Source organism: Streptomyces sp. BV286, assembly GCF_019090165.1.
In the GTDB taxonomy this organism is placed as follows: domain Bacteria; phylum Actinomycetota; class Actinomycetes; order Streptomycetales; family Streptomycetaceae; genus Streptomyces.
Window position 1 is genome coordinate 306,127 of record NZ_JAHRIB010000152.1, and the last position, 24,535, is coordinate 330,661.

At 70.6% G+C, this 24,535-nt stretch carries 24 protein-coding genes; 9 read left to right on the forward strand and 15 right to left on the reverse strand.

Annotation, left to right across the window (positions count from 1 at the left end):
- The first annotated feature begins 202 nt into the window (after positions 1-202).
- Positions 203-898, forward strand: coding sequence for a L,D-transpeptidase (locus tag KUF83_RS27210; RefSeq protein WP_217457563.1), 696 nt, complete (start codon positions 203-205; stop codon positions 896-898).
- Positions 899-960: 62 nt separating this feature from the next.
- Here the strand turns inward: KUF83_RS27210 and KUF83_RS27215 are convergent, their stop codons facing one another.
- Genes KUF83_RS27215 through KUF83_RS27230 form a run of 4 tightly spaced genes read right to left on the reverse strand, consistent with a single transcriptional unit; the run spans position 961 to position 5,501 of the window.
- Positions 961-2,163 carry a Gfo/Idh/MocA family protein gene (locus tag KUF83_RS27215; protein WP_217457564.1) on the reverse strand — a complete coding sequence of 401 codons (1,203 nt, stop codon included), beginning with the start codon at positions 2,161-2,163 and terminating at the stop codon, positions 961-963.
- Positions 2,164-2,209: 46 nt separating this feature from the next.
- Positions 2,210-3,571, reverse strand: coding sequence for a sugar ABC transporter substrate-binding protein (locus KUF83_RS27220; protein WP_217457565.1), 1,362 nt, complete (start codon positions 3,569-3,571; stop codon positions 2,210-2,212).
- Between the two features lie 10 nt (positions 3,572-3,581).
- Entirely contained in the window at positions 3,582-4,511 is a 930-nt protein-coding gene (locus KUF83_RS27225; protein WP_217457566.1) for a carbohydrate ABC transporter permease, read from the reverse strand.
- Between the two features lie 18 nt (positions 4,512-4,529).
- Positions 4,530-5,501, reverse strand: a complete 972-nt coding sequence (locus KUF83_RS27230; RefSeq protein WP_217457567.1) for a carbohydrate ABC transporter permease — start codon at positions 5,499-5,501, stop codon at positions 4,530-4,532.
- A 164-nt stretch (positions 5,502-5,665) separates the two neighbouring features.
- Between KUF83_RS27230 and KUF83_RS27235 the strand changes: the two genes are divergently transcribed.
- Together KUF83_RS27235 and KUF83_RS27240 are read left to right on the forward strand one after the other, a co-directional pair.
- Positions 5,666-6,832, forward strand: a complete 1,167-nt coding sequence (locus KUF83_RS27235; protein WP_217457568.1) for an ROK family transcriptional regulator — start codon at positions 5,666-5,668, stop codon at positions 6,830-6,832.
- Between the two features lie 76 nt (positions 6,833-6,908).
- Positions 6,909-7,139, forward strand: a complete 231-nt coding sequence (locus tag KUF83_RS27240) for a hypothetical protein (protein ID WP_217457569.1) — start codon at positions 6,909-6,911, stop codon at positions 7,137-7,139.
- A gap of 28 nt (positions 7,140-7,167) precedes the next feature.
- Here the strand turns inward: KUF83_RS27240 and KUF83_RS27245 are convergent, their stop codons facing one another.
- Genes KUF83_RS27245 through KUF83_RS27260 form a run of 4 tightly spaced genes read right to left on the reverse strand, consistent with a single transcriptional unit; the run spans position 7,168 to position 11,004 of the window.
- Positions 7,168-7,995, reverse strand: a complete 828-nt coding sequence (locus tag KUF83_RS27245; RefSeq protein ID WP_217457570.1) for a carbohydrate ABC transporter permease — start codon at positions 7,993-7,995, stop codon at positions 7,168-7,170.
- Positions 7,992-8,891 (reverse strand): carbohydrate ABC transporter permease, encoded by a 900-nt coding sequence (locus KUF83_RS27250; RefSeq protein ID WP_217457571.1) that lies wholly within the window; start codon positions 8,889-8,891, stop codon positions 7,992-7,994. Before KUF83_RS27250 ends, KUF83_RS27245 begins: the two co-directional genes overlap by 4 nt.
- A complete protein-coding gene (locus tag KUF83_RS27255; RefSeq protein ID WP_217457572.1) occupies positions 8,881-10,227 on the reverse strand; it encodes an extracellular solute-binding protein in 1,347 nt (448 codons plus the stop codon). The genes KUF83_RS27250 and KUF83_RS27255 overlap by 11 nt, the downstream gene beginning before the upstream one ends.
- A 42-nt stretch (positions 10,228-10,269) precedes the next feature.
- Positions 10,270-11,004, reverse strand: coding sequence for a sugar isomerase domain-containing protein (locus tag KUF83_RS27260; RefSeq protein ID WP_217457573.1), 735 nt, complete (start codon positions 11,002-11,004; stop codon positions 10,270-10,272).
- Between the two features lie 201 nt (positions 11,005-11,205).
- On the opposite strand from KUF83_RS27260, the gene KUF83_RS27265 reads away from it, so the two are divergent.
- The 4 genes from KUF83_RS27265 (at position 11,206) to KUF83_RS27280 (ending at position 15,548) form a co-directional block, all read left to right on the forward strand.
- Positions 11,206-13,368, forward strand: coding sequence for an alpha-N-acetylglucosaminidase (locus tag KUF83_RS27265; RefSeq protein WP_217457574.1), 2,163 nt, complete (start codon positions 11,206-11,208; stop codon positions 13,366-13,368).
- Between the two features lie 27 nt (positions 13,369-13,395).
- Positions 13,396-14,133: a GntR family transcriptional regulator gene (locus KUF83_RS27270; RefSeq protein WP_217457575.1), complete on the forward strand. Its 738-nt coding sequence runs from the start codon at positions 13,396-13,398 to the stop codon at positions 14,131-14,133.
- Positions 14,134-14,263: 130 nt separating this feature from the next.
- On the forward strand, positions 14,264-14,941 hold the full coding sequence (locus tag KUF83_RS27275) for an ATP-dependent Clp protease proteolytic subunit (protein WP_217457576.1): 678 nt from the start codon (positions 14,264-14,266) through the stop codon (positions 14,939-14,941).
- Position 14,942: 1 nt separating this feature from the next.
- Positions 14,943-15,548 carry a ClpP family protease gene (locus tag KUF83_RS27280; RefSeq protein ID WP_217457577.1) on the forward strand — a complete coding sequence of 202 codons (606 nt, stop codon included), beginning with the start codon at positions 14,943-14,945 and terminating at the stop codon, positions 15,546-15,548.
- 59 nt (positions 15,549-15,607) lie between these two features.
- Here the strand turns inward: KUF83_RS27280 and KUF83_RS27285 are convergent, their stop codons facing one another.
- The 5 genes from KUF83_RS27285 to KUF83_RS27305 all read right to left on the reverse strand — a co-directional run bounded on the left by KUF83_RS27285 (position 15,608) and on the right by KUF83_RS27305 (position 20,616).
- On the reverse strand, positions 15,608-16,015 hold the full coding sequence (locus KUF83_RS27285) for a RodZ family helix-turn-helix domain-containing protein (protein ID WP_217457578.1): 408 nt from the start codon (positions 16,013-16,015) through the stop codon (positions 15,608-15,610).
- 71 nt (positions 16,016-16,086) lie between these two features.
- The gene (locus KUF83_RS27290; RefSeq protein WP_217457579.1) at positions 16,087-16,518 is read right to left on the reverse strand and encodes a hypothetical protein; all 432 of its coding nucleotides are present in this window, start codon (positions 16,516-16,518) and stop codon (positions 16,087-16,089) included.
- A gap of 109 nt (positions 16,519-16,627) precedes the next feature.
- Positions 16,628-17,629 carry a cation diffusion facilitator family transporter gene (locus KUF83_RS27295; protein ID WP_217457580.1) on the reverse strand — a complete coding sequence of 334 codons (1,002 nt, stop codon included), beginning with the start codon at positions 17,627-17,629 and terminating at the stop codon, positions 16,628-16,630.
- Positions 17,630-17,783: 154 nt separating this feature from the next.
- On the reverse strand, positions 17,784-19,265 hold the full coding sequence (locus KUF83_RS27300) for a CAP domain-containing protein (protein ID WP_217457581.1): 1,482 nt from the start codon (positions 19,263-19,265) through the stop codon (positions 17,784-17,786).
- A 100-nt stretch (positions 19,266-19,365) separates the two neighbouring features.
- Positions 19,366-20,616 (reverse strand): serine hydrolase, encoded by a 1,251-nt coding sequence (locus KUF83_RS27305; RefSeq protein WP_217457650.1) that lies wholly within the window; start codon positions 20,614-20,616, stop codon positions 19,366-19,368.
- 271 nt (positions 20,617-20,887) lie between these two features.
- Here KUF83_RS27305 and KUF83_RS27310 point away from each other — a divergent pair, with 271 nt between their 5' ends.
- A complete protein-coding gene (locus tag KUF83_RS27310; RefSeq protein WP_217457582.1) occupies positions 20,888-21,871 on the forward strand; it encodes an aldo/keto reductase in 984 nt (327 codons plus the stop codon).
- Between the two features lie 140 nt (positions 21,872-22,011).
- Here the strand turns inward: KUF83_RS27310 and KUF83_RS27315 are convergent, their stop codons facing one another.
- Both KUF83_RS27315 and KUF83_RS27320 read right to left on the reverse strand, forming a co-directional pair.
- On the reverse strand, positions 22,012-22,761 hold the full coding sequence (locus KUF83_RS27315) for an MBL fold metallo-hydrolase (protein ID WP_308403144.1): 750 nt from the start codon (positions 22,759-22,761) through the stop codon (positions 22,012-22,014).
- A 61-nt stretch (positions 22,762-22,822) separates the two neighbouring features.
- The gene (locus KUF83_RS27320; protein ID WP_217457583.1) at positions 22,823-23,098 is read right to left on the reverse strand and encodes a YkvA family protein; all 276 of its coding nucleotides are present in this window, start codon (positions 23,096-23,098) and stop codon (positions 22,823-22,825) included.
- Positions 23,099-23,265: 167 nt separating this feature from the next.
- Between KUF83_RS27320 and KUF83_RS27325 the strand changes: the two genes are divergently transcribed.
- Positions 23,266-24,483, forward strand: coding sequence for an FAD-dependent monooxygenase (locus KUF83_RS27325; RefSeq protein WP_217457652.1), 1,218 nt, complete (start codon positions 23,266-23,268; stop codon positions 24,481-24,483).
- Positions 24,484-24,535: the final 52 nt, after the last annotated feature.

Sequence of the window (24,535 nt, forward strand, 5' to 3'; positions counted from 1 at the left end):
CGCGCGCACGGTCGGTGTCGGCGTCGACCGTCCGCCGCACGGAATCAGGGTGCCGGTCCGGGGGAATCCGCCGGCGTGCCGAATGGGCGAATTCAAGATCATGTCACCGTTTTGTTCCAGCAGGCCCAGCTCCACAACCGAAGTCCCCCCACGTGGGTCTAGGTGGGAGAGATGGATCGGATCGAAGGGGAAAGGCCTGATCATGGGGGACATTCGTAGACGGGCAGCCGTCGTACTGGGGCTCACCGGCCTGGTGGCGCCGCTGACCGTCGCACTGGGCGCGGCGCCCGCGCAGGCGGCGAGCTGCACCACGCAGAGCGGGCCGTATCAGAAGCAGGTGGAGAAGTTCCTCGGCCGGCCCGTCGACGGCAGGCAGTCCGCCGCCGACTGCAAAGCGATCAAGGCCTTCCAGACCAAGCACGGCATCACCCCGAACATCGGCTACGCAGGCTCCGTCACCTGGGGCGTGATGGACCTGATGACCAAGCAGAAGGCCGTCGGGAAGAAGCCCAACAAGGACGGCAAGTGCCCGGTCAACAAGGGCCGCATCGCCTGCGTGAACCTGACGCTCCAGCTCAGCTGGATCCAGGACGGCGACACCCTCGTGTACGGACCGGTGCCGGTGCGTACGGGCCGCAACGGCTACGAGACCCGCACCGGCCTGAAGAAGATCTACTGGCGGAACATCGACCACGTCTCGTCGATCTACGACGTGCCCATGCCCTACAGCCAGTTCTTCGACGGCGGGCAGGCCTTCCACTCGGTCGGCGTAAGCATGTGGAACCCGCCCGGCTCGCACGGCTGCGTCAACATGACGAAGACGGACGCCAAGAAGTACTGGTCGCTCCTGAAGAAGAACGACGACGTCTACGTGTACGGCCGCAAGCCGGGCACCTGACCGGTCCGGCCCGGCCGCTCCGGGGAACGGCCGGACCGTACAGACCGGACCGTACAGAAACGTCACGCCTGCGGAGCGTCCCCGAAGTCCGGGATCTCCAGCCTCGCCCCTCCCTGCCGTGCCGACTCGTGCGCCACGATGCCCGGCAGGGTGTAGCGGGCCGCCACCCACGCGTTCACCGACGGCAGGGTGCGGGTGTTGACGGCGGTCACGAAGTCGTCCACCAGGAAGTGGTGGCTGCCCTCGTGGCCGTTGTGCAGGTTGTCGAACTCCCTCGGCAGGCGTGAGCGGTCGTGCACCGGAGCCGACCCCGAGGTGAAGGCGGCCCGCAGCTCCGGCGCGATGTGCTGGAGGGAGGGGTCGTCGGGAGACATCGTGGGCTTGGGCTCAAGGAGCTCGCTGATGTCCTTCACCCCCTTCTTGTCCTGCCAGAAGGCCACCGTGGCGAGCTGCTCCATGCTGGCGTCCGTCCCGAAGAACCGGAAACGCGACTCCCGGATGTGCGAGGGGTAGCCCACCCGCCGGAACTCGTTCGTACGGAACGAGCCGCCGCCCGCGACCTCGAACAGCGCGGTGGCGTTCGAGAAGTCGTTGCCGAACTGGCTGACGTCCTCGTCGAAGACGCCGTCCCCGCGATCGTCCTTCACCCCGATCGCGGACACGCTCACCGCGTGCGTCTGCCAGGCGCCGAGCACCCCGCCCACCGAGTGCGTGGGATAGAGCAGCGGGGGATAGCTTGCGGTCGCCTTCCAGTTCTCGCCGCCGCTGTACTGGTAGGCCTCGTAGAACCCGAGGTCCATGTCGTGGACGTAGTCGCCCTCGGCGTAGAAGAGCCGCCCGAAGGAGCCGTCCGCGATCTGGTTGCGGGCATGGACCGTCGCCGGGTTGTACTGGCTGGTCTCACCCATCATGTACGTGAGCCCGGTGGCCCGTACCGTCTCGATGATCGAGGCGATCTCGTCGCGGCTGATCGCCATCGGCACCGCCGAGTAGACGTGCTTGCCGGCGTTGAGCCCCTGGATCACCAGCGGGCCGTGGGTCCAGCGCTGGGTGAAGATCGCGACGGCGTCGACCGCCTCCGACTCCAGCATCGCCTGGTACGAGGGGAAGGTTCCCGACAGCCCTTCGGCGGACGCCAGTTGCTCGGCGCGCTCCGGGAGAAGGTCGGTGACATACACATCGCCGACGCCGGGGTGGGCGAGGAACAGTTTGGCGAACTGGCCGGAGAACTGCCCGGCGCCGACGATGCCGAGGGAGAACGTCATAGGGGCATGCCTCTCACTGGGGTGAATGCTCACGGGTGGTGAATGCTCACTGGTCGAGAATGAGGTTGATCTGGTCGTTGGTCTCGTCGAGACCGCCGACGGGCGCGTCGTTGCCGAAGACGTCCTGCATGGCCGGTTTCATCAGCGCGAGGACGTCCGCCGCGTAGTTGGTGATCGGGTAGGAGAAGGTCGTGAAGTCCTTGGTGTCGGCGATCGGCCGTGTGAAGGCCGACACGTCGATGCCCTTCTTCCGGTAGGCGGCGACAGCGGCCTCGGTGCCGTCCGGTGTCGCCGGGAAGACGATCCCGTAGGTGCCCACCGTCCGCTGGCACGCGTCCGAGGCCAGGTACGTGACCCACTTCTTCGCGCCGGCCTTGTTGCTTGCGCCCTTCGTGACGGAGTCGGCGAGGCCGTTCATCATGGTCGCCCGTTTGCCCGTCGGCCCGGCCGGGTTGACGGCGCTGCCGATGTCCAGGCCCTTGAACCCGGCGTACGTGGAGATCATCCAGGCGCCGTCGAACGCGGTCGCGGCCTTGCCCGCCGCGACCTGTGTGTTGGCCTGGTTGGACTGGGAGTTCCAGTCGGTGAAGGGCGTCATGTACCCCTTCTTCGCCAGGCCGAAGTACCACTTGACGACGGACTGGAAGGTCCCGCTGTCGTAGTGGTACTTCTTGCCCCAGCGCTTCGCGTCCGTGTACGTCCAGCCCGCCGAGCCGGTGAAGGGGCTCCACTGCGTCTGCCCGTCCCCGTCTCCGGCGCCGTTGGTGGCCAGGCCGTACACCTTGACGTTGTTCTTGTCGAAGCCCGGCTCGTCGCCGCGCTTGCCGTTGCGGTCGACGGTGAGGTGGGCGATCGTCTTCTCGAACGTGCCGCCGTCCTTCGGGTTCCAACTGAGGCCGTTCAGCTGGTCGGCGGAGATCCCGGCGGCCTTCGCCATCTTCTCGTTGTAGAACAGCCCGACGGTGTCCCAGTCCTTCGGAGCGCCGTAGCGGTGGCCGTCCTGGCCGACCCAGTTGGCCGCGAGGCCCGGCTGGTAGGAGGAGTCCTCGATGGGGAGGTCGTCCAGCGGTTCGAGCACCTTCAGGTCGGCGAACTGCCCGAACTTCTGTATGTGGTCGGTGAAGACGTCGGGCTCGGTGCCCGCGATGAAGCTCGCCGTGAGCTTGGTCCAGTAGTCGTCCCAGCCCATCTGCGTGATCTTCACGTCCAGGCCGGGATTCTGCTTCTCGAAGTCCTTGGCGCAGGCCTCGTACGCGGGCAGCTGGTTGGCGTCCCACAACCAGTACGTCACGGTGTTCGACGAGGACCCGGCGGAGTCGTCCTTCGCGCATCCCGCCAGGGTCAGCGCGAGCGCTCCGGTCAGCGCGACGAGCGTACGGGAGTGCCTCGGGGGCGTACGGAATCGCATCAGGTGCCTCCTACTTGATTCCGGTGAAGCTGATGGAACTGACGATCCGCCGCGCGAAGAACGCGAAGAGCGCGAGCATCGGGAGCGCGGCGATGAGCGTCGCCGCCATCAGCCCCGACCAGTCGACGCCGGTCTGCGGGGTCTGCGCCCGGAAGATGGCCAGCGCGACGGTGAGCACCCGCGAGCTGTCGCTGTACGACACCATCAGCGGCCAGAAGTAGTCGTTCCAGGAGGTGATGTACGTCAGCACCGCCAGGGTGATCACCGGGGTGGAGGCCATCGGCAGCAGCACCTTGAAGAAGATGCCGACCTTCCCGGCGCCGTCGAGCAGCGCCGCCTCCTCGACCTCGCGCGGGACGTTCATGAAGAACTGGCGGAGGAAGAACACCGCGAACGGCGTCATGAACATCGTCGGCAGCGCGATCCCCAGCAGCGAGTCGATCAGGCCGAGTTGCTTGATGAGGACGAAGTTCGGCAGCAGGGTGAAGATCGTCGGGACCATCAGTCCGGCCAGGAACAGGGCGAAGACCGTGTCGCGGCCGCGCCACCGCAGGCGGGCGAAGGCGTAGGCGGCCATCGCGGAGAAGAAGATCTGGCAGGCGGTGATCAGCGTCGAGACGACCACCGAGTTGAGGAGATAGCGCCAGAAGTCGAGCCCGCCGCCCGCCCCGCCCTGCGCGATGGCCTCCTTCGTCGACTGCATGCCGAGCGCCCGGGCGAAGCCGCCGCCCGTCGCGTCGACCGGCAGGGGCGAGGTCGGGTCGGCCGCGATGCCGGCGTTGGAGGAGAGCGCGGTGCGCAGGATCCAGTAGAACGGCAACAGGGTGACCAGCAGGATCGCCCCCATCACCACCCATGCCATCACCCGCCCGAAGGAGGGCCTGGGCCTGGTGCGGCGCACGGTCGCGCCGGTCGGTGGTGTCGTTGTCACAGCAGCCATGACGGTGTCTCCTTCCGTTCAGCCGAGGTCGGTCTGGCCGGCGCGGGTGAGCCGGTACTGGAGGATGGTGATCGCGCTGAGCACGACCAGGAGTGCCACGGACATCGCCGAGGCGTAGCCGAACTGGAAGCGGCCGAACGCCGAGCCGTAGATGTAGAACTGCAGGACGTTGGTGGCGTTCGCCGGGCCGCCGCCCGTGGTCACCGCGACGGTGTCGAAGACCTGGAACGAACCGATCACGGTCATGATCAGAACCACGGCCAGCACCGGCCGCAGCAGCGGCATGGTGATGCGCCAGAACATCCGCCACTCGCTCGCGCCGTCGACCTTCGCGGCCTCGTACATGTCGCTCGGGATGGCCTGCAGTCCGGCGAAGAGCAGCAGGGCGGTGTAGCCGACGTGCCGCCACACGTTGATCAGCGCGATGGTCGGGATGGCCCAGGTCTCGTCCGCCAGGAACGGGATGCGGTCGGCGCCCAGGCCCGCGATGATCTCGTTGCCGATGCCGAGCTGGGTGTCGAGCATCCACAGCCAGACGATGCCCGCGACGACGTTCGACATCAGGTAGGGCGTCAGTACGATGCCCCGCAGCACCGCCGACTGCGTGAGCCGCTGGAGGAGAACGGCGATGGCCAGCGCGGAGACCGTCTGCACGCCGATGTTGATGAACACGTACTCGAGGGTGACCTTCAGCGAGTCCCAGAAGATGGGGTCGTCGATCATGCGCCGGTAGTTGTCGAGGCCCACCCACTCCGCGGGGGTCAGCAGATTGAAGCGGGTGAAGCTCAGATAGATGCCGCGCAGCGTCGGCCACAGCAGGAAGACCAGGAAGCCCAGCATGGCGGGGGCGATGAACAGGGCTGCGAGGGCTCCGTCACCGCGTCCGACACCGTTGCGTTCTCGCTTCCTCACGGTCCTCGGCTTGCTTGCTGTCCCCTCGGCGTCGCGCAGTGGCAGACGCGACGGGGGGCTGCTGGAGGCGACGGTCATCGGGAGACTCCCTCGTCTGCGGCTCGTCCTCGGGCCCCACTTACTTTTGAGGCGAAAGAATCCAGCCGTCAAGGGGTGTGCGCATATCTTTTCACCCTGGGCTTACGCGGCCCGGGGTGGCATCATTACTTCTGCACCGGAAGAAATCTTGTGGGGGTTGGGTCATGACAGCACGCGCCGCCAGCTGGCTGCCGCTCAGTCCCGGTGAGCGGTCCGTGGCGATCGAGGTCCTCACGCACGGTCCCCTGTCGCGCAGCGACATCGCCCGGCGGCTCGACCTGTCCGCGGGCAGCCTGACCCGGCTCACGAAGCCGCTCATCGAGTCGGGCCTGCTGGTCGAGGTCGCCGAGGGCAGCGCCTTGCCCGAGGCGCGGCAGGGACGCCCCTCCCAGCCCCTCGACATCGTCGCCGAATCCCGCACCTTCGTCGGGTTCAAGGTCACCGAGGACATGGTCTACGGCGTCGTCACGACCCTCAGGAGCGACATCGTCGCCCGCCACGACCTGCCGCTGTCCAGCCACGACCCACAGCACGTCGTGGACGTGATGCGGGCCGTCACGCAGGAGTTCGCCCGCGACTTCCCCGGCCTCGCCGGGATCGGCATCGGGCTGGGCGGCCGTGCCTCGGACCGCTCCGTCGTCGACGAGTCGGCCTTCCTCGGCTGGCACGACGTCCCCCTCGCACGGCTCCTGGAGGAAAGCACCGGACTGCCCGTCGTCGTGGAGAACGACGTGAACGCGCTCGTCGAGGCCGAGAGCTGGTTCGGTGCGGGCCGCGGCCTCGACCGGTTCGCGGTGCTCACCATCGGCGCGGGTCTCGGCTACGGCCTGGTCAGCGGCGGCAGGCGCGTCGTGACCGCCGAGGACGGGCGAGGGGTCGGCCGCTTCTGGATCGTGAACCCGAACGGCCCGCTCACCCCCGAGGGCGAGCGCGGCAGCGCCATCTCTCTGCTGACCATCCCCAGCATCCGCTACCAGGTCCGGGCCGCCACCGGCCGCGACGTCTCGTACGACGAGGTCCTCGCCCTGGCCGCCGAGGGCGAACCCATGGCCGCCCGCGTCATCGACGAGGCGGCGCGTGCCCTGGGCACCCTCGTCGCACAGATCGCCAACTTCGCCATGCCCGAGAAGATCCTCCTCGCGGGCGAGGGCGTGGGCCTCGTCGACGTGGCGGGACCGGTGGTCGAGCAGGCCGTCCTCGCCAACCGCCACCCGCAGGCCGACCCGGTGAACCTGGAGACCAAGGTGTCCGACTTCCACGACTGGGCACGGGGCGGCGCGGTCCTGGCCATCCAGGTGCTCGTGCTGGGTTCCGGGCCCGTCACCGCCTGACGCCGCAGCCAAGCGGCCACCGGAAGGCAGCGCGGGTGACGTCGGCCACTCACATGGCCTTCACGCAGAGCCCCGTATGATTCACGGTATGTCCACCACTCACTCCACCACCGACCATCGTGCGCCAGGAGCCACGCAACGCTCGTCCGACGAGGTCAACGACGAGATCAGGGCCCTGTGGCTGCGGGCCGGTGGGACGCTGAGCGGCGAGCAGCGGCGCGAGTACCAGCGCCTCGTCCTGGAGTGGGCCTCGGCCGCTCCCCGGCCCGCCTCGCACGCGCCACTGAAATCGTCGAAGGCGGCCTGACCGGCCGGTCCGCCCGCCGAGCGCCTCTTCATCCCTTCATCGCCCCCTGCAGCAGTCCGGCGATGAAGCTGCGCTGGAAGACGACGAAGAGGATCAGGATCGGCAGCATCACGATGATCGTCCCCGCCGCGAGGGTGGGGATGTCCGTGCTGTTCTGACCCACGAAGAAACCGAGCCCCGCCGGCGCCGTGTGCTTGGTCGTGTCCTGGATGAGGACCAGTACCAGCAGGAACTGGTTCCACGACCACATGAAGACCAGCAGACCGAGCGTCATCAGGGACGGGCGCGCCAGCGGCAGCAGGATTCTCAGCAGGATCGTGCCCGACGAGGCACCGTCGATCCGGGCCGCCTCCACCAGCGACGCGGGCGTGGACTGGAAATGGGTGCGCATCCAGAACACGCTGAACGGCATGAACAGCGCGATCTCCACCAGGATCACACCCAGGTAGGAGTTGGTCAGCCCGAGGCTGCGCAGGTCGAAGTAGAGGGGTACCACGATCAGTTCGACCGGGATGGTGAGGCCCGCGATGAAGAAGGCCGCGACCGCGTTGCCGCCCGGAAGCCTCATGGTGCCGAGCGCGTAGCCCGCCAGCGCCGCGAGGACCAGGGACGCGGGGACGACACCCACCGCGATGGTCAGGCTGTGCCGGATGAGATCGGAGAACCCGGCCACCGACCACGCCTGCTCGTAGTTGTCCCAGCTCCACCGCTCCGGCCACGTCAGTCCCACCACCGGGGTGCCCGCCGGCTGGAGCGAGGCGAGGAAGACGCTCAGGAACGGGATCACGACGGCGATCGCCATGACGGTCAGGAGCGCGTAGCCGGACCAGCGTTCCGATCGGGTGGCCGTGTTCATGTCTCCGACCTCGACAGACGGTTGATGAGGTAGACGATCGCGAGTATCAGACAGCCGAGGACGACGGCCAGCGCCGCGGCGAGTCCCACCTTGCCCTCGGAGAACGCCAGCCGGTACACGAGGAGACCGGGGACCGTCGTCTGCTCGCCCGGGCCGCCGTTCGTCGTCACGTACACGATGTCGAAGCTGGCCAGCGCGGCCACCGTCGTGACGGTCATGGCGACGGCGAGTTCACCGCGCAGGTGCGGCAGCGTCACGGAGACGAACTCACGGACCGGGCCCGCGCCGTCGAGCCGGGCCGCCTCGTACAGGCTGGGGTCCACCTTCTGCACACCGCTGAGGAACAGCATCATGCACAGGCCGCTCAGCACCCAGGTGCCGACGAGTCCGACCGCGATCAGGGCGGCGCCGAAGTCGCCGAGCCACGCACGGGTCACACCGTCCAGGCCGACCGCGCGGAACGTCTGGTTCACCAGCCCGTCGTCCCCGTACAGCCAGCGCCACGTCACACCGACCGCGACGAGCGGGACGACCTGCGGCAGCATGAACAGGAAGCGGTACGCCCCCATGCCGGGGCGCCGGAAGCGGGCGAGCAGGCCGGTCATCGCCAGGCCCAGCACGATGGGGACGAAGGAGAAGAACACCACCAGCACCAGGGCGTTGAGCACCGACTGGCGAAGGACGGAGTCCTGGAAGATCTCCTGGTAGTTGCCGAGGCCCACCCAGTCGCCCAGCGTCACGCCGTCCCACTCGAACAGCGAGAGGTACGCCGTGTGCAGGGCGGGCAGCACCGCGAAGGCGAAGTAGACGGCGAACGCGGGCAGCACGTACACATAGCCGCGGTACGGGCTGCGCCTGCGGCCGCCCGCAGGCTGCTTCGGCGGCCTACTCGGCATGGTGTTCCTCCCACTCGTCCTGAAGTGAGTCGAGGTAGTCCGCGGGGTCGATACGGTCCGCGACGAGTTTCTGGACGCCGGAGCGCAGCCGGTCGAGCATCGCGGGGGCGGCGAAGTCGGGGAACGTGGTGATCCCGTCGTCGGCGACGGCCAGGCGGTGGCCGTCCGCGATGTCGGCGAGCACGCCGGCCGGCTTCTTGACGGCGTCCGGGTTGGGCGGCAGGAAGCCGTTGTCGCTGATGATCTGCCCGGCCTCGGGTGAGGTCAGGAAGTCGAGGAACAGGCCTGCCGCCTCGGGGTGTTCGGTGCGGGAGGCGACCGCGTAGGACACGCTGAAGCCCGAGGCCACGGTGGGGTCGGAGGCCTGTTCGCCGGGCATCGGGAAGAAGCCGACGTTGTCGCCCATGACGGTCGCCAGCTGCCCGGCCGCCCAGTTGCCGTTGATGAGGAAGACACTGTCGCCCTTCGCGAACTGGGCGGTGGAGTCGACCTGTGCGGTGCCGTTGGCGGACTCGTTGTAGTAGCCCTTGCGGCCCCAGTCGATGACGAGCTCGCTCGCGGTGACGGCGGCCGGTGTCTCGATGGTGGCGCCCTTGGTGCCGTTGACCCAGTCCCAGTAGTCGTCCGTGGGCATGGTCTGGTTCAGAAGGGCCGCCCACAGATGCAGGCCCCCGGAGTCGAGGGCGCCGACGCCGAGCGGCGTCAGGTCCGCCTCCTTCGCCGCGGCGAGCTGGTCCTCGAACTGCGCCACCGTCGTCGGCGGGCCGTCGATCCCGGCCTTCTTCGCGAGCTCCTTGTTGTAGTAGATGCCGGTCATCGACAGACCGGCGGGGACCCCGAACAGCGCGCGTCCGCCGGTGGCCTCGCTGGTCTGCCCCGCCGTCAGCTGGTCGAGGCTGACCGGGGGGATGGCGTCGTCCCAGCCGTAGGCCTCCCGGTAGGGCGCGAGGTCCAGGATGTGCCCGTCCGCCGCAAGGTCGGTCATCCCGACCGCGTACTGCGCGATGTCCGGGGCGCTGTCGGAGGTCATGGTGAGCTTCAGGTTCTGCACGTAGTCCGAGAACGTCTTGTACTGCGGCTCGACGCCGATGCGGGGATGCTTCTTCTCGAACGCGGCGATCAGCGCGTCGACCATCAGCGGGGCGTCGGCGAACTGGAGCTTCAGGGTGATGTCCTCGTCCGGCACGGCGGTCGAGGACGGCACACTGGCGGGTCCCGGCGCCGCGGCCGCGCTGCCGGGGGTCAGGGCGTCGCAGGCGGTGAGCGGCAGCACGAGGGCGACGGCACTGACCGCCGCCGCGACTCGGCGGCGCACCCGGTGCGTCCTCTCCATCATCGGCCTCCTTGCGTGGTCGGCGTGCGGATGCGGATCGGTGCGTCAGCCCCGGGGACAGCGGTCCCTGACCTTGTCCAGCAGGGCGTTGTTGTGGTGCTCGGCGTCCTCGGCGGTGTTCTGGCTGACGATCAACGGTGGTGCCTGGCCGTGGTGTTCGGCGAGGAGTTCGGCGGCCCGGCACGTCATCGCGTTGACGATCGCGGCCCCCACGACGGTCGACAGGGCGCCCACCGTGAGGTCGCCCAGGGGGACCACCGCGTCGCCCGGGCGGCCGTGCGTGTCGATGACGATGTCGGCCACGTCGAGCAGGCGCAGGCCCTCGGCATGCCGGGACCCGGCGGCGAGCGAGTGGGCCCGGCTCGTGACGGCGACCACGATCGCCCCCAACTCCCGTACGCCGAGGGCGAATTCGACCGGTACGGCGTTGATCCCGGAATTGGAGACGACGACCACCACCTCGCCCGCCCTGATGTCCGCCGTGCTCAGGATGGCCGCCGCGTACCCGCTGACGCGTTCGGCCGCACCCGCGTGACGGGGGGCGACGGGCGAGAGCGCCGGGTCGGCGATGACGTTGACGGGTGCCAGACCGCCGGCGCGCAAGAGCGGTTCGATGGCGACGAGTTGGGAGTGTCCGCTGCCGAAGTAGTGGACGACGCCCCCGGCGGCGACGCTGTCCGCGACGGCCCGGGCGGCACGCTCGATCGCGGGCCGCTCGGCGGTGGCCAACGCGGTGAGGTTCTCCTGGAGTGCGGCGAAGTAGACGAGATCGGCGTTCATCGTGTCGAGGCCACCCGAGGTGTCGAACGGAGCCGCTTGCGTGGCTGTGGACCGTACCAGAGGGGTATGGCGATGCACAGCCCCACGGCCAACCGGCCTTCCTTCCGGTCGACTTCCTTGACCGTGCCGCGTCGTGCGTCTAGCTTCGACAGATCCGTGGTACGTACCACAGTCGATTTTTCGTCAGGAGCGGTCCGGACGATGAGATTGCCCCAGGAACCAGGTGCCCCGAGCCCGGCCGCCCGGCAGCTGCTGCGACGGGTACTGGGCGACCGGTCCGCGGAGTTCTCCGCCGACGTGGTCCTTGGCGGAGGCGGACCCGACTGGTACGAGGTCGATGCCGGCCCGGGAGGCGTCGCCCTGCGCGGCTCCAGCCCGGTCGCGGTCGCCTCGGCGCTGCGGTGGTACCTGCGGACCGTCTGCGGCACGCAGATCACCTGGGACGCCCCCGCCCCCCACCTGCCGGACCGTCTGCCGCGCACCGGGACGGCCGCCCGGACGGTCTCCCCCCACCTGCACCGCTACCACTTCAACGTCTGCACCTTCGGTTACACCACGGCGTTCTGGGACTGGGCGCGCTGGGAGCGTCACATCGACTGGATGGCCCTGCACGGCGTGACCACCCCGCTGGCGATGACCGGCCTGGAGGCGGCCTGGCAACGGGCCCTGCTGGACACGGGCCTCGACGACGGGACCGCCCGGCGTTTCCTCGGCGGACCGGCCTACCTGCCGTGGAACTGGCTCGCCTCGCTCGACGGCTGGGGCGGCCCCCTGCCGCAGAGCTGGATCGACGCACACGCGGAACTCGGCCTGCGCATCCTGGACCGGGAACGCGCCCTGGGCATGCGGCCGGTACTCCAGGGCTTCTCCGGACACGTCCCGCGGGAGCTGATCGCGGAGCGGGGCGCCCGGGCGACGACCCTGCCCTGGTGGGACTTCGAAGTCGGTGTCCTGGACCCCCGGGACCCGCTGTTCGAGGAGTTCGGCACCACCCTGCTGACCGAGCAGACCCGGCTGTTCGGCACCGACCACCTCTACGCCGCCGACCCGTTCATCGAGACGACACCCCCGGTGAGCGACCCCGCGGACATCGCCGGGGTGGCGCGGGCCGTGCACGGCGTCATGACCGCCGTGGACGACCGGGCCACCTGGGTGCTCCAGGCGTGGCCCTTCTCCTACCGTGCGGACTACTGGACACCGGACCGCACCCGGGCGTTCCTCGACGCCGTCCCGGACGACCGGATGCTGATCCTGGACCTGTGGGCCGAACACCGGCCGGTCTGGCCGCACACCGACGGCTACCGGGGAAAGCCCTGGGTGTGGTGCATGCTGCACAGCCTCGGCGGGCGCCCCGGCCTGTACGGAAAGCTCGACGAGATCGCCACCGGCGCCGCCCGGGCCCGCGCGGACGAACGCGGCAGGTCCCTCGCCGGTGTCGGCGCCGGCATGGAGGCGTTCGGCGGCGACCCCGTCCTGTACGAGCTGCTGGCGGACGTCGCCTGGCAGGGCGCCGTCGACGACGTACGGGCATGGCTGGAAACGTGGACCCGGGCCCGGTACGGCCGGGCGACGCCCGCACTGCTGCGCGCCTGGGAGCTGCTGCACGACACCGTCTACGCGGCAAACGCCCCCGGGCCGCCGGGCTCGGTCGTCGTCTGCCGGCCCACACTGGAGGGCGAACTGCGGAACGAGCTCCCGGTGCACCTCGCCGGGCCCCCGTCCCCCACCGTGCCGCCGGGCCTGGCCGAGGCATGGACGCTCCTGGCCGGCGAGGCGAGGCGCGAGGACAGCTCCGGCCCGCTCGGCAGGGACCTGTGCGACGTCACCGCCCAGGTCCTCACCCACCTCGCGTGCGAGAGGCAGTGGCGGGCGGCGGACGCGGCCCTGGCCCGGGACGCCGAAGCCTTCCACCGGGCCGCGGGTGACCTGCTGGACATCATCGGAGACCTGGACACCCTGCTGGCCACCCGGCCCGAACACCGGCTCGACACCTGGCTGGACGACGCCAGGAGCTGGGCCACCACCCCGGCCGAGGCCGAGCTGTACGAGGCCAACGCACGACGCGTCCTCACCCTCTGGGGCCACACCCACAGCAAGCTGCACGACTACTCCGGCCGCCACTGGGCCGGTCTGGTCCGCACCTTCTACCTGCCCCGCTGGCGCAGCTGGTACGAGCACATCGCCCGGGCGCTGGAGAGCGGATCCCCGTACCCGGCAAAGGACTTCGAGGAGTCCCTGCTCGCCCAGGAGGAGTGGTGGGTGGCCGACCGGGGCCCGACGGCGGCACCGGAACCGGACACCGCAGCAGCGACCCTGGACGTGGTGCGTACGCTGATGCCCCGCTACCGCGTCCCCGGGGGATAGCGGACACGTGCGAACCGCGGAGTGAATGTGACGGTCGAGGACAGGCGCTCAGACGACGGCCCGGCGACGGAGTCCTACAAGCACGAGGCGCTGCGGCGACAACTCCAGGCCGACATCGCCCGGATGCGTCCCGACGAGGCGCTGCCCACCGAACGGCAGCTCGCCGAGCGGTACGACGTCAGCAGGGCGACCGCCCGGCGCGCGCTCCAGGCACTCCGCGAGGACGGCCTCGTCCGCAGCGTGCGGGGCGTGGGAACGTTCGTCTCGCACCCCCAGATCACCAAGACGTCCACGCTCACCTCGTTCTCCGAGGACCTGCGCTCGCGCGGCTACCGGCCCAGCGCCGAACTCCTGTCCGCGGAGCTCGTCGACGCCGACCTGCACCACTCCACGGCCCTGGGCGTCGACCCCGGCACCACCCTCCACCGCATCGAACGGCTGCGCCTCGGCGACGACTTCCCCATCTGCCTGGAGACGGTCTACCTCTCCGCCGAGCGATTCCCGGCCCTGGACGAGTCGCTGTTGAAGGGATCGCTCTCGGAAGCCCTGCAGATCACCCAGGGGGTCCGCGTCGTGCGGGCCACCCAGCAGATCAGAGCGGTGAACGTGACCGGCCGCCAGGCCGGACTGCTCGGCGTCAAGGAGGGCTCCGCCGCCCTGCTCGTACGACGCACGGCGTTCGACGAGACGGGGCACGTCGTGGAGTACGGCGAGTCGCTGTGCCGCGGTGACCTGTACGAGTTCTCGCTGGTGGTGACGAAGTAGCGCCACCGCGCGGCGCACGCTCTGCCGTCGGCGAATCTGCTGCGGGCCGAGATTCCTTCCGTGCCGCCGCCGGCGGACCGAGGGTGGGGACAACGCGGCGCTCCGGGCCGCGTCACCACCAGGAGGAGCCATGGCACTCAGCAGCACCGGACCCGCCCTCGGGCACCCGACCGGCCTCGGCCGGGCCCCGACGCCACGGGCCGAGGAAGGCGACACCCCCGCGTCACGGTTCGACGACCACCTCGCCGCCCAACTCCTCAACCAGCGCATCATCCTCCTCGGCACCCAGGTCGACGAGGTGTCCGCGAACCGCGTCTGCGCGCAACTGCTCCTGCTCTCCGCGGAGGACGCACGCACCGACATCGGCCTCTACATCAACAGCCCGGGCGGCTCCGTGCACGCGGGCCTCGCGATCTACGACACGATGCGCCTCATCCCGAACGACGTGTCGACCCTGGCCATGGGATTCGCCGCCAGCATGGGGCAGTTCCTGCTCACCGTCGGCACTCCCGGCAAGCGCTACTCGCTCCCGAACGCGCGCATCATGATGCACCAGCCGTCGGCCGGTATCGGCGGCACCACCGCCGACATCGCCATCCAGGCGGAGAACCTCCAGTTCACCAAGGAGACCATCGAGCGCATCACCGCCGAGCACACCGGCCAGAGCGTGGAGACGATCTCCCGCGACGGTGACCGCGACCGCTGGTTCACGGCCGAACAGGCCAGGGAGTACGGCATGGTCGACCGGGTCGTCGAAGCCCTCGACGACGTCCGCCCGGCGTCCTCGAAGCGACGGATGGGACTCTGACATGAGCCAGTACACGATCCCGAGCGTCGTCGAGCGCACCCCCCAGGGCGAGCGCTCGTACGACATCTACAGTCGGCTGCTGTCCGAGCGGATCATCTTCCTCGGCACCGAGATCGACGACGGCGTGGCCAACGTCGTCATCGCGCAGCTGCTCCACCTGGAGTCGTCGGCACCCGAGCGGGAGATCGCGATCTACCTCAACTCGCCCGGCGGCTCGTTCACCTCGCTCATGGCGATCTACGACACGATGAGCTTCGTCAGCGCGCCCATCTCGACGTTCTGCGTCGGACAGGCCGCCTCGACCGCGGCGGTGCTCCTGGCTGGGGGAGACCCCGGTCGGCGCTTCATCCTGGAGCACGCCCGGGTGCTGCTGGGCCAGCCCGCGAGCGGCGGCGCACGGGGTACGGTCTCCGACCTGAGCCTCCAGGCCAAGGAGATGATCCGGATCCGTTCCCAGGTCGAGGAGGTGCTGTCCCTGCACACCCACCACTCGGTGGAGAGCCTGCGCGCCGACATGGACCGCGACAAGGTCTTCACCGCGCAGGAGGCAGTGGCGTACGGGCTCGCCGACGAGGTGCTGAGCCGGCGTCTGGCCGTCGCCGCCTGAGGGGTCCGCCTCAGGCGGCGACGGCCACCGGGGCTGCGGGGCCGTGGGGTCACGGGGCCTCAGGCGGCGAGACGGATGTCGCCCGTCCGGGACCTCGCCTCCGTGCGCCGCGGCGCGGTGCGGGACCCGAGCGGCCTGGGCCGGGCCTGGAGGGTGAGCCGGCGGTGGGTCAGGGCGAGCAGATCGGCGAGGCCGAGCCCGAGCGCGTGCGCGGCGGCCGCGAGGACCTCGGACGAGGCCTCCTTGCGGCCGCGCTCCAGCTCGGAGAGGTACGGCATCGAGATGCGGGCCGCGTCGGCGACATCCTTGAGGGTCCTTTCCTGCGCGAGCCTCTCGCGCCGCAGGACGTCACCCACGACGTCCCGCCACAGGGGCTCCCGGGGTGTCGGCTCCTCCCGTTCGGCCGGCTCGGCCGGCACGGGTCGCAGGGGAATGACGCGGGCTTGGTCGGACGCGTGGCTGCTCACTCCTCCACCCTAGGAAGTGCGGCCCGGTTCGGGGAGGCCAACGCGTTCTGCCCTCGGCGAAGCACGGGCCCTCAACGCTCCATCACCCGCTGCCGCCACCAGGCGCCGGGCGGCTGCCCCCACGGAGTCTCACGCCGCCACGGTTCGGGAAGGGTCCGGCGTACCAACCGCTCGTCGGCGCGGGCGAGTCGGCGCAGAAGGTCGGTGCGGGCACCGGACGGCAGCCGGTACAGGGCGTCCTCCAGCGTGTCCCGCGCCTCGCACGGGCTGCAGCAGGGACAGTCCGCGTCCAGCAACGCGGTCAGGTCGTGCCGGGGGCGGCGCACGGCGTGTTCGTACGTGGCGAGGGAGTCGGCGACGGCGTCGCGCCACAGATGCTCCGCCTCCACGCGGCGGATCGCCGCGCGGGTGAGCGCGGAGACACCGGTGATCCGGCGGACGGTCACATGTCGGGAGGGCTGCCACCGCTCGGCGCGGACGGCACTCGGCCGCCTACGCGGCACGGCCCTTTCTGATCGAGGTCATGCGCGCATCCTGCACGCTCGCCCCCGCCGGGCGCCACCAGATATCGACGACACCCGCTCCGTGAACTTCTGTCGGTGGACCGGGCGTTCAGTGGGCGTGCGGCTCGTCCCGGTGCACCGGCCCGTGCGCGGCCTCGCAGTGCGCGTCGTCGGCGGCGCCGGTGCGGACCTCCAGGACGTCCTCGGGAGCGTGGTCGACCTGAAGGGTGGTGTGGGTGATCTCGTGGTCGCACTGCAGGATCTTCTCGAGGTCCCGGCGCACCGTGTGGCAGTCCGCGACGGGCTCGACCAGGACGTGCGCGGACAGTGCGGGCTGCCCCGACGTGATGGTCCAGACATGGAGGTCGTGCACTTCGCGGACCGAGGGGTGCGCGACCAGCTGGTCGCCGATGCCGTCCGGGTCGAGGTGCGCGGGCGCCGCCTCCAAAAAGATCCGCCCCGATTCGTGCACGAGCCCGTAGCCCGCCTTGAACATGAGGGCCACCACGACCAGGGTGGCGATGGCGTCGGCCCGCGCGAACCCGGTGAGCAGCACGACGAGACCGGCGATCGCGGTACCGACGAACGCGAACAGGTCGTTGAGTATGTGCTGGTAGGCGCCCTCGACGTTGAGCGAGGACCGGTTGGCCTTCGAGATGCACCAGGCCGCCGCGATGTTCACCACGATCCCCGCCAGGGCCGTGCCGAACACCAGCCCGCCCTCCACCTCGGGCGGATCGATCAGCCGCCGCACCGCCTCGTAGGCCAGCCAGCTGCCGAGCAGCAGCAGGGTGAGTCCGTTCGCCTGGGCGGAGAGGATCTCGGCCCGCTTGAGGCCGTACGTGAAACCGCCACGGGCCGGGCGCGCGGCCAGTCGCATCGCGATGAGCGCCAGCACGATGGACACCGCGTCGGTGAGCATGTGCGCCGCGTCGGATATCAGGGCGAGCGATTGGGCGAGGATGCCGATGACGACCTCGATCGCCATGAACGAGGTGATGAGGGTCAGCGCGATCGCGAGCCAGCGGCTGTCCGCGTCCGCGGCGACACCGTGCGAGTGCCCCGCGTGCCCGCCCGACCCGTGGTCGTGGCCGTGGTGCGCGCTGGTCATGAGTGTCCCCCTCGATCCGGTGTCCGACCCCCGCAGTGAAGCGCACCTCGGGGAGATCGGCAAAGGCTGCACCGGTGACCGTTGTCATCATCGTTAACAGGCCCTTGACCTGCGACGACGCTCTCGTGGTGACAGGTCCCGACGGAGGCTGGGGTCAGGCGCCGAAGAGCTGTGTCCAGTACGTGCCCGCCGAGCCGCCGCCCGCGAAGCCGACGCCCATGTGGGTGAAGGCGGGCTTGAGGATGTTGGCGCGGTGCCCGGGGCTGTCCATCCAGCCCCGGACGACCTCGGCGGGGGAGCGCTGGCCGCAGGCGATGTTCTCGCCGATGGTGCGACGCGTGCTGCCCGCGGCGGACGCCCGGTGCCAGGGCTCGCTGCCGTCCGGGGAGGTGTGGGAGTAGAAGGCCCGGGCCACCATGTCCGCGCTGTGCGCCTGTGCCGCCCTGGTGAGCAGGAGGTCCTCGGCCAGTGGCGGCAGGCCGGCCGCGGCCCGCTCGGCGTTGGTGAGCGCGACGACCTCGGCGGCGGTCCGGGACAGGCCGCCGGGGGTGAGGGGGCGGGCCCACAGCGCTGTCCAGTAGAGGGTGCCGGTCCGGTCGTCGGGCACGCAGGCCACGCCCGCCTCGGTGAACGCGGTGTCCTGGAGTGTCCGCCGGGACCGCTCGCCCGAGAGGCAGTACTCCACGAACTCCGCCGCGTCACGCGGACCGGACACCAGATGCTCACCGATCGTGAGGTACGCGTAGCCTCCCGCGGTGACGCGCTGGTGGACGGAGAGCCCGTCCGCGCCCTCGGAGTCCAGGCGGCCGCGCGCCGCCATCCCCGCGGCGTGCGCCCGCGCGGCGGCGGTCAGACGGGCGTCGAGGGCGACCGGCGGGGAACCGGCCGCGCCGCGGGCGGAGTTCACGAGGCGCAGGAAGCCGTCGGCGCCGGGTACGCCGGGTCCGGGATCGGTGGACGAGCCGCGAGTGCCCGGTGTCGCCGTCGTACCGGAGCCGCCGCGTGCCGGTGCGCGTCCCGCGCCCCTGATCCTCCCCAGCGCGGCGCGCGCGGCGCCCCGGGCGGTGGCCGGCCCGGAAGGCCCGGACCCCGTGGCACGGGATGCCCCGGGAGCGGCGCCGGGGGATCCGGCAGGAGTGCCCGCTCCCGCGTCGGAGTCCTCGCTCACCTCGACCCCGAAGTCGCGGGCGATCCCCGCCAGCCCGTCGGCGTACCCCTGGCCCAGGGCGCGCAGCTTCCACGTGCCGCCGCGGCGGTAGATCTCGGCGAGCAGCAGCACGGTCTCCCGCTGCGGACGCGGCGGGGTGAACCGGGCGAGGATCCGGCCGCCCGAGCCGGTGACCAGCAGGGTCGGAGCGGGCAGCCGCCCCAGCGGCGTGCCGGGCTCGGCGGGGCTGACGACGACGGTGACGCGGCTCGCGCCGGCCCGCAGCGCGGCCGGGTCCACCGTGAGGGTCTGTCCGCTCAGCCGGGCACCGGGTGCGGCGGGCTGGTTGTAGAAGACGAAGTCGCCGTCCCCGCGCACCGTGCCGCCGTCGTCCGTGACGAGCGCCGACAGGTCGAAGGGGCCGGGCACCCGGAGGGTCAGGGTGCCATCGGGCAGGGGCACATTGCCGCCGGGGACCAACTCACTCATCGCGCCGCCTGTCGGGTGCCGGATCACTGTGCGCGCCCCGTGGGGCGTCGGTACGACAACGCCCCACGGGTGTGCACGGGTTCCTCGGACCCGCCGGCGATCAGTCGCGGGCGACGCCGGGAGCGATGTCCTCGTACCGCTCCACGCGCGCCTCACCCCGAGTCGCGGCGGCCTTCGCCGGCTTGCCGCAGAACGTGGACTCCAGCGTGCCCGCCATGGTGGTGAGGACCGTCCCGTTGTTGGACGTGTTGGCGAGCGCCGTCACGGTACGCCCGCCGCCCTTCGACGTGAACGAGTACGTGTAGTAGCCCTGCACGGTGCCCGTGTGGCCGTACACCGAGACGCCGCACGACAGATCGCGCCGGCGCAGACCGAGCCCGTAACCCTGGGTGCTGTTGACGGGCACCCACTTCTGCATCTGCGAGAGCTGCTCGGCCGACGTCAGGTCGCCGCCGAGCAGGGCCGAGAAGAAGGTGTTCAGGTCCCGGGTGCTGGAGATGACCGCGCCCGCGCTCTGCGCCCAGGAGACGGTCTGCTCGGTCGAGTCGACGAGCGGCGCACCGGCCTCGTCGGGGGTGAGGTAGCCGCGGGCGTGCTTGCCGGGGACGGCCGTCCCGGGGTGCACGTAGAAGGTGTCCTTGAGGCCCAGCGGCTTGATGATGCGGCTCTGGTACGCGGACCGCACGGGCTTCCCCGTGAGCTTCTCGATGAGCATGCCCGCGACGACGAAGTTGGTGTTGGAGTACGAGTAGGCGGCGCCCGGCGCGCTGCCGAGGGGCTGCTTCAGGGACAGGTCCACCAGGTCCTGGTAGCTGAAGACCTTGTTGCGTACGGCCTCGAAGCCCGGGACCGTGTGCTCGAACATGTCGTTGGTGTAGTCGTAGAGACCACTGCGGTGGCTCAGCACATGGCGCACCGTGATGTTGTCGTCGGGCAGCAGCCCCGGGAGATACGTGTTGACGGAGGTGTCCAGGGCGAGCGCGCCCTCGTCGACCAGCTGCAGCAGGACGACGGCGGAGAAGCTCTTGGTGACACTGCCGACCCGGAAGCGGTCGGCGGTGCTGATGGCGCGTCCGGTCCCCTTGTCGGCGACGCCCTCGGTCACCTTGTGGACCGCGCCGCGGTCGTCGATCCGCGCGACGGCTCCAGGCGCTCCCTGCGTCAGCGCCGTACGCAGGACCGCGCGCAGCCCCGCGACGTCGGGTGCCGGCAGTTTCTGCGCCTTGGCGGCCGAACCGGCCTGTACGGCGGCGCTGTTGACGTCGGCAGGTGCCGCCGCCGCATCGTGGGCGGGCACAGCGAGGACGGACAGCAGGACCGCTCCCAGTGCCGCCGTACCGCCTCTGCTCATCATTCCTGAGACCATGTGTGTCGTTCTCCCCGTAGTCGTCCGCCGAGCGGATTCACGTCGAGCCACGCCGCGGTCACGGCGTCGGCACCATCTCTACGCGCCGGACGTGCAGACAGGTTGCACCGGCAGGGATGAATTTCCGGTCGCCCGCGTGACGCCCGGGCCGGCGGCCCGGCATCCGCGTCCTGACCGTGCCACGCCGTCGCCTGAACGGACCCGTCGCACGGGGGCGGCGTCCGGCACGACGCCGCCCGGGTGCCAGACTGACCCCATGGACGAGCGCGAATTCAGCAGGTCAGGCCAGCGGGCATCGGTAGTGGGACTCGGCACGTGGCAGCTCGGTGCCGACTGGGGCGACGTGGACGACAAGGACGCCCTGGCGGTCCTGGAGGCGGCCGCCGAGTCGGGGGTGACGTTCTTCGACACGGCCGACGTGTACGGCGACGGGCGCAGTGAGGAGACCATCGCCACGTTCCTGCGCGGCAGGCCGGACCTGCACGTGCTGGTCGCCACGAAGATGGGCCGCCGTGTCGACCAGATCCCGGAGAACTACGTCCTCGACAACTTCCGTGCCTGGAACGACCGTTCGCGTCGCAACCTCGGCGTCGACCGCGTCGACCTGGTGCAGCTGCACTGCCCGCCGACCCCGGTGTACTCCTCGGACGAGGTGTTCGACGCCCTCGACACCCTCGTCGAGGAGGAGCGCATCGCCGCGTACGGCGTGAGCGTCGAGACCTGCGACGAGGCGCTGACCGCCATCGCCCGGCCGGGCGTCGCCAGTGTCCAGATCATCCTCAACCCGTTCCGCATGAAGCCCCTTCAGCGGGTCCTGCCCGCGGCGCGTGAAGCCGGCGTGGGCATCATCGCCCGCGTACCCCTCGCCTCCGGCCTGCTCTCGGGCAAGTACACGAAGGACACGGTCTTCGCGGAGAACGACCACCGCACGTTCAACCGCCACGGCGAGGCCTTCGACCAGGGTGAGACCTTCTCCGGTGTCGACTACGCCACCGGTGTCGAGGCGGCGGCCGAGTTCTCCGCGCTCGCCCCGGAGGGCATCACCCCGGCGCAGCTGGCGCTGGCCTGGATCGTCCAGCAGCCGGGCGTGACCTCGGTGATCCCCGGCGCCCGCTCGCCCGAGCAGGCCCGCGCCAACGCGGCGGCCGGGAAGCTGCCGCCGCTGTCGGCGCAGACCCTGTCGGCGATCTCCGACCTGTACGAGCGGCGGATCAAGGAGCAGGTTGAGGGCCGCTGGTGACTCCCGTCCGCGGGTGGCCCCGGGCCGGCGAGCCACGGATCACCCGCGGGCCGGTGGCCACCGGCCCGCCCTCGCCCTAGCGCCGACTGGCAGACCGTGCGAACGGGCCCGGGCCACCCGGAACGGCACCCCGCCCCGCGTCAGAGCGCCCGCTCCCGCGCCCGCTGCGCCGCCTCCCGTACGGAACCGCGGTGCACGGGGCCGTGCCCCGGCAGCAGGACGTCACCCGACAGTGCCTCGAAGGTGTCCAGCGAGGCCAGCGCACCGCCCCGGTCGCGGTGGAACATGACGGGGAGCAGCTGCGGTCCCGGCACACGTGAAGTGGGATGGCCGCTGACCAGCCCGTCGCCCGATATCACCACCCCCGCCTCCGGCAGATGGAAGGCGCAGTGCCCCGCCGTGTGGCCGGGCGTGTGCACGGGGACGGGGCGGCCGGGCAGGTCGAGCGGTCCCTCACCGGGGAACGGCCGTGGTTCGGCGACCGGAATGTGGGCGGTGCCGCCGGACCGCAGCGCGTGCACGGCCCACGGCACCACCCCGGGCCGCCACGCGTTCCGCAGGACCTGCCCGACGGACACCTGGTGGAGGAAGTCCCGGCGAGCGTGCGGGACTTCGGCCTCGTGGGTATGGACCGGCGTGCCGTACGTACGGCTGAAGTAGTCGGCCGAACCGAGATGGTCGTTGTGGGCGTGGGTCACGAGGACGGCCGTGACCGCGTCGGGCGAACTGCCCACGGCGGCAAGGGACGCGAGGACCTTGTCGCGGTCACCGGGGTAGCCGGTGTCCACGAGGGTGACGGCGTCCCCCTCGGTGAGGATCACCCAGTTGGTGTTGCTGCCGTGCACGAGATGGATGCCGTCGGCCACCTCGCGGATGTCTGCCGCCTGCACGATGGTCCCCGATCTGGAGGTCCCTGCCTGACGGACACACCCAAGCAGACCCCCGGGGACCTCAGCGCAGGGGGTCGGAGGAGGCGCGCATCGACTTCAGCGCCAGCAGCAGTACGGCGATGTCGTCGAAGTAGGCCGGGTCGGGCAGCAGGTCCGTCGGCAGCACGACATAGGCGACCGCTCCCCAGAAGACCCAGCGGGGCCCGGTCGGCAGTCCGGCACGGCGGAGGTCGCGCCGGGTGCGGACCAACCTCACCGTGAGCACGACCGCCGCCGTGAGGGCCGCCGCCAGTACGGCCGCGACGACGAGAACCAGAATCCACGTGTTGCTGTCCATCAGCCCCTCCTCCGTCCCGTCCGGTGCTGCTGTTCGGATGCCCAGGTTCGCCCCGTCATCACCGCCCGGCCGGACCGACACGCGGCGCGGTGCGTCGGAACGCCACCCGTCGCGCACCTACTCTGTGCTTTCGATCGACCACCTTGAGTGAACAGTGGGATGTGCGCGTGAAGATCGCCTGTGTCGGCGGCGGGCCCGCCGGCTTGTACTTCTCGATCCTGATGAAGCGTCAGGACCCGGCCCATGAGATCACCGTCCACGAACGGAACCCGGCCGGCTCGACGTACGGGTGGGGGGTGACGTACTGGGCGAGCCTGCTCGACGAACTGGAAGCGGGTGACCCCGAGTCGGCGCGCGCCGTGAAGGAGAGCTCGGTCCGCTGGAGCGACGGTGTCGCGCACGTCGGCGACCGTACGACCAGGCATCACGGCGACGAGGGTTTCGGCATCGGACGCGGCCGACTGCTGGACATCCTTGCCGAACGGGCCCGCTCGCTGGGCGTGCGCGTCGAGTTCGAGGACGAGATCGCCGACGGAGCCGAACTGCCCGACGCCGACCTGGTCGTCGCCTGCGACGGCGTCCGCAGCGGGGTGCGTGAACGGTACGCCGCCCACTTCGGCACCGAGGTCGTACTCGGCCGGAACACGTACATCTGGCTGGGCACCACGAAGGTCTTCGACGCGTTCACCTTCGCCTTCGTGGAGACACCGCACGGCTGGATCTGGTGCTACGCCTACGGGTTCGGCGCGGACCGGAGCACCTGCGTCGTCGAGTGCTCGCCCGAGACATGGACGGGCCTCGGCCTCGACCGGGCCGACGAGGCGGACGGGCTCGCCCTCCTCGAAGAGCTGTTCGCCGAGCTGCTGGACGGCCACCGGCTGATCGGCCGCGCCGGCGCCGGCGGCAGCGCGCAGTGGCTGAACTTCCGCACCCTCACCAACCGCACCTGGTCCCACGGCAACGTCGTCCTGCTCGGCGACGCCGCCCACACGACGCACTACTCCATCGGAGCGGGCACCACGCTCGCCCTGGAGGACGCCATCGCCCTGGCCGGCGCCCTGAGCAAGCGTTCCGGTTCCACACCGGCCGAACTCGCCCCGGCCCTCGCCGCGTACGAGGAGGAACGCAGGTCCGCGCTGCTGCCCGTGCAGAGCGCGGCCCGCCACAGCGCCCAGTGGTACGAGAACCTGCCGCGCTACATCACCCTCCCTCCGGCGCAGATGTTCGCGCTTCTCGGCCAGCGGCACTCGCCCCTGCTGCCGTACGTGCCGCCGCAGCTCTACTACCGGATCGACCGGGCGGCAGGCAGGCTCGAATCCCTGCGCAGACTCAAGCGCTGGCTGGGCCCGAAGGTGGCACGGACCCTGCACGCGAAGAGGGGCTGACGCCACGTCAACGGGACGCCCCTGGCGGAAACGGCGGTGTTGCCCATGGGCC

Coding starts and splice junctions, on each gene's coding strand:
- KUF83_RS27210 (WP_217457563.1), top strand. CDS start 203: ATGGGGGACATTCGTAGACGGGCAGCCGTCGTACTGGGGCTCACCGGC.
- KUF83_RS27215 (WP_217457564.1), bottom strand. CDS start 2,163: ATGACGTTCTCCCTCGGCATCGTCGGCGCCGGGCAGTTCTCCGGCCAG.
- KUF83_RS27220 (WP_217457565.1), bottom strand. CDS start 3,571: ATGCGATTCCGTACGCCCCCGAGGCACTCCCGTACGCTCGTCGCGCTG.
- KUF83_RS27225 (WP_217457566.1), bottom strand. CDS start 4,511: ATGGCTGCTGTGACAACGACACCACCGACCGGCGCGACCGTGCGCCGC.
- KUF83_RS27230 (WP_217457567.1), bottom strand. CDS start 5,501: ATGACCGTCGCCTCCAGCAGCCCCCCGTCGCGTCTGCCACTGCGCGAC.
- KUF83_RS27235 (WP_217457568.1), top strand. CDS start 5,666: ATGACAGCACGCGCCGCCAGCTGGCTGCCGCTCAGTCCCGGTGAGCGG.
- KUF83_RS27240 (WP_217457569.1), top strand. CDS start 6,909: ATGATTCACGGTATGTCCACCACTCACTCCACCACCGACCATCGTGCG.
- KUF83_RS27245 (WP_217457570.1), bottom strand. CDS start 7,995: ATGAACACGGCCACCCGATCGGAACGCTGGTCCGGCTACGCGCTCCTG.
- KUF83_RS27250 (WP_217457571.1), bottom strand. CDS start 8,891: ATGCCGAGTAGGCCGCCGAAGCAGCCTGCGGGCGGCCGCAGGCGCAGC.
- KUF83_RS27255 (WP_217457572.1), bottom strand. CDS start 10,227: ATGATGGAGAGGACGCACCGGGTGCGCCGCCGAGTCGCGGCGGCGGTC.
- KUF83_RS27260 (WP_217457573.1), bottom strand. CDS start 11,004: ATGAACGCCGATCTCGTCTACTTCGCCGCACTCCAGGAGAACCTCACC.
- KUF83_RS27265 (WP_217457574.1), top strand. CDS start 11,206: ATGAGATTGCCCCAGGAACCAGGTGCCCCGAGCCCGGCCGCCCGGCAG.
- KUF83_RS27275 (WP_217457576.1), top strand. CDS start 14,264: ATGGCACTCAGCAGCACCGGACCCGCCCTCGGGCACCCGACCGGCCTC.
- KUF83_RS27280 (WP_217457577.1), top strand. CDS start 14,943: ATGAGCCAGTACACGATCCCGAGCGTCGTCGAGCGCACCCCCCAGGGC.
- KUF83_RS27295 (WP_217457580.1), bottom strand. CDS start 17,629: ATGACCAGCGCGCACCACGGCCACGACCACGGGTCGGGCGGGCACGCG.
- KUF83_RS27300 (WP_217457581.1), bottom strand. CDS start 19,265: ATGAGTGAGTTGGTCCCCGGCGGCAATGTGCCCCTGCCCGATGGCACC.
- KUF83_RS27305 (WP_217457650.1), bottom strand. CDS start 20,616: ATGAGCAGAGGCGGTACGGCGGCACTGGGAGCGGTCCTGCTGTCCGTC.
- KUF83_RS27310 (WP_217457582.1), top strand. CDS start 20,888: ATGGACGAGCGCGAATTCAGCAGGTCAGGCCAGCGGGCATCGGTAGTG.
- KUF83_RS27320 (WP_217457583.1), bottom strand. CDS start 23,098: ATGGACAGCAACACGTGGATTCTGGTTCTCGTCGTCGCGGCCGTACTG.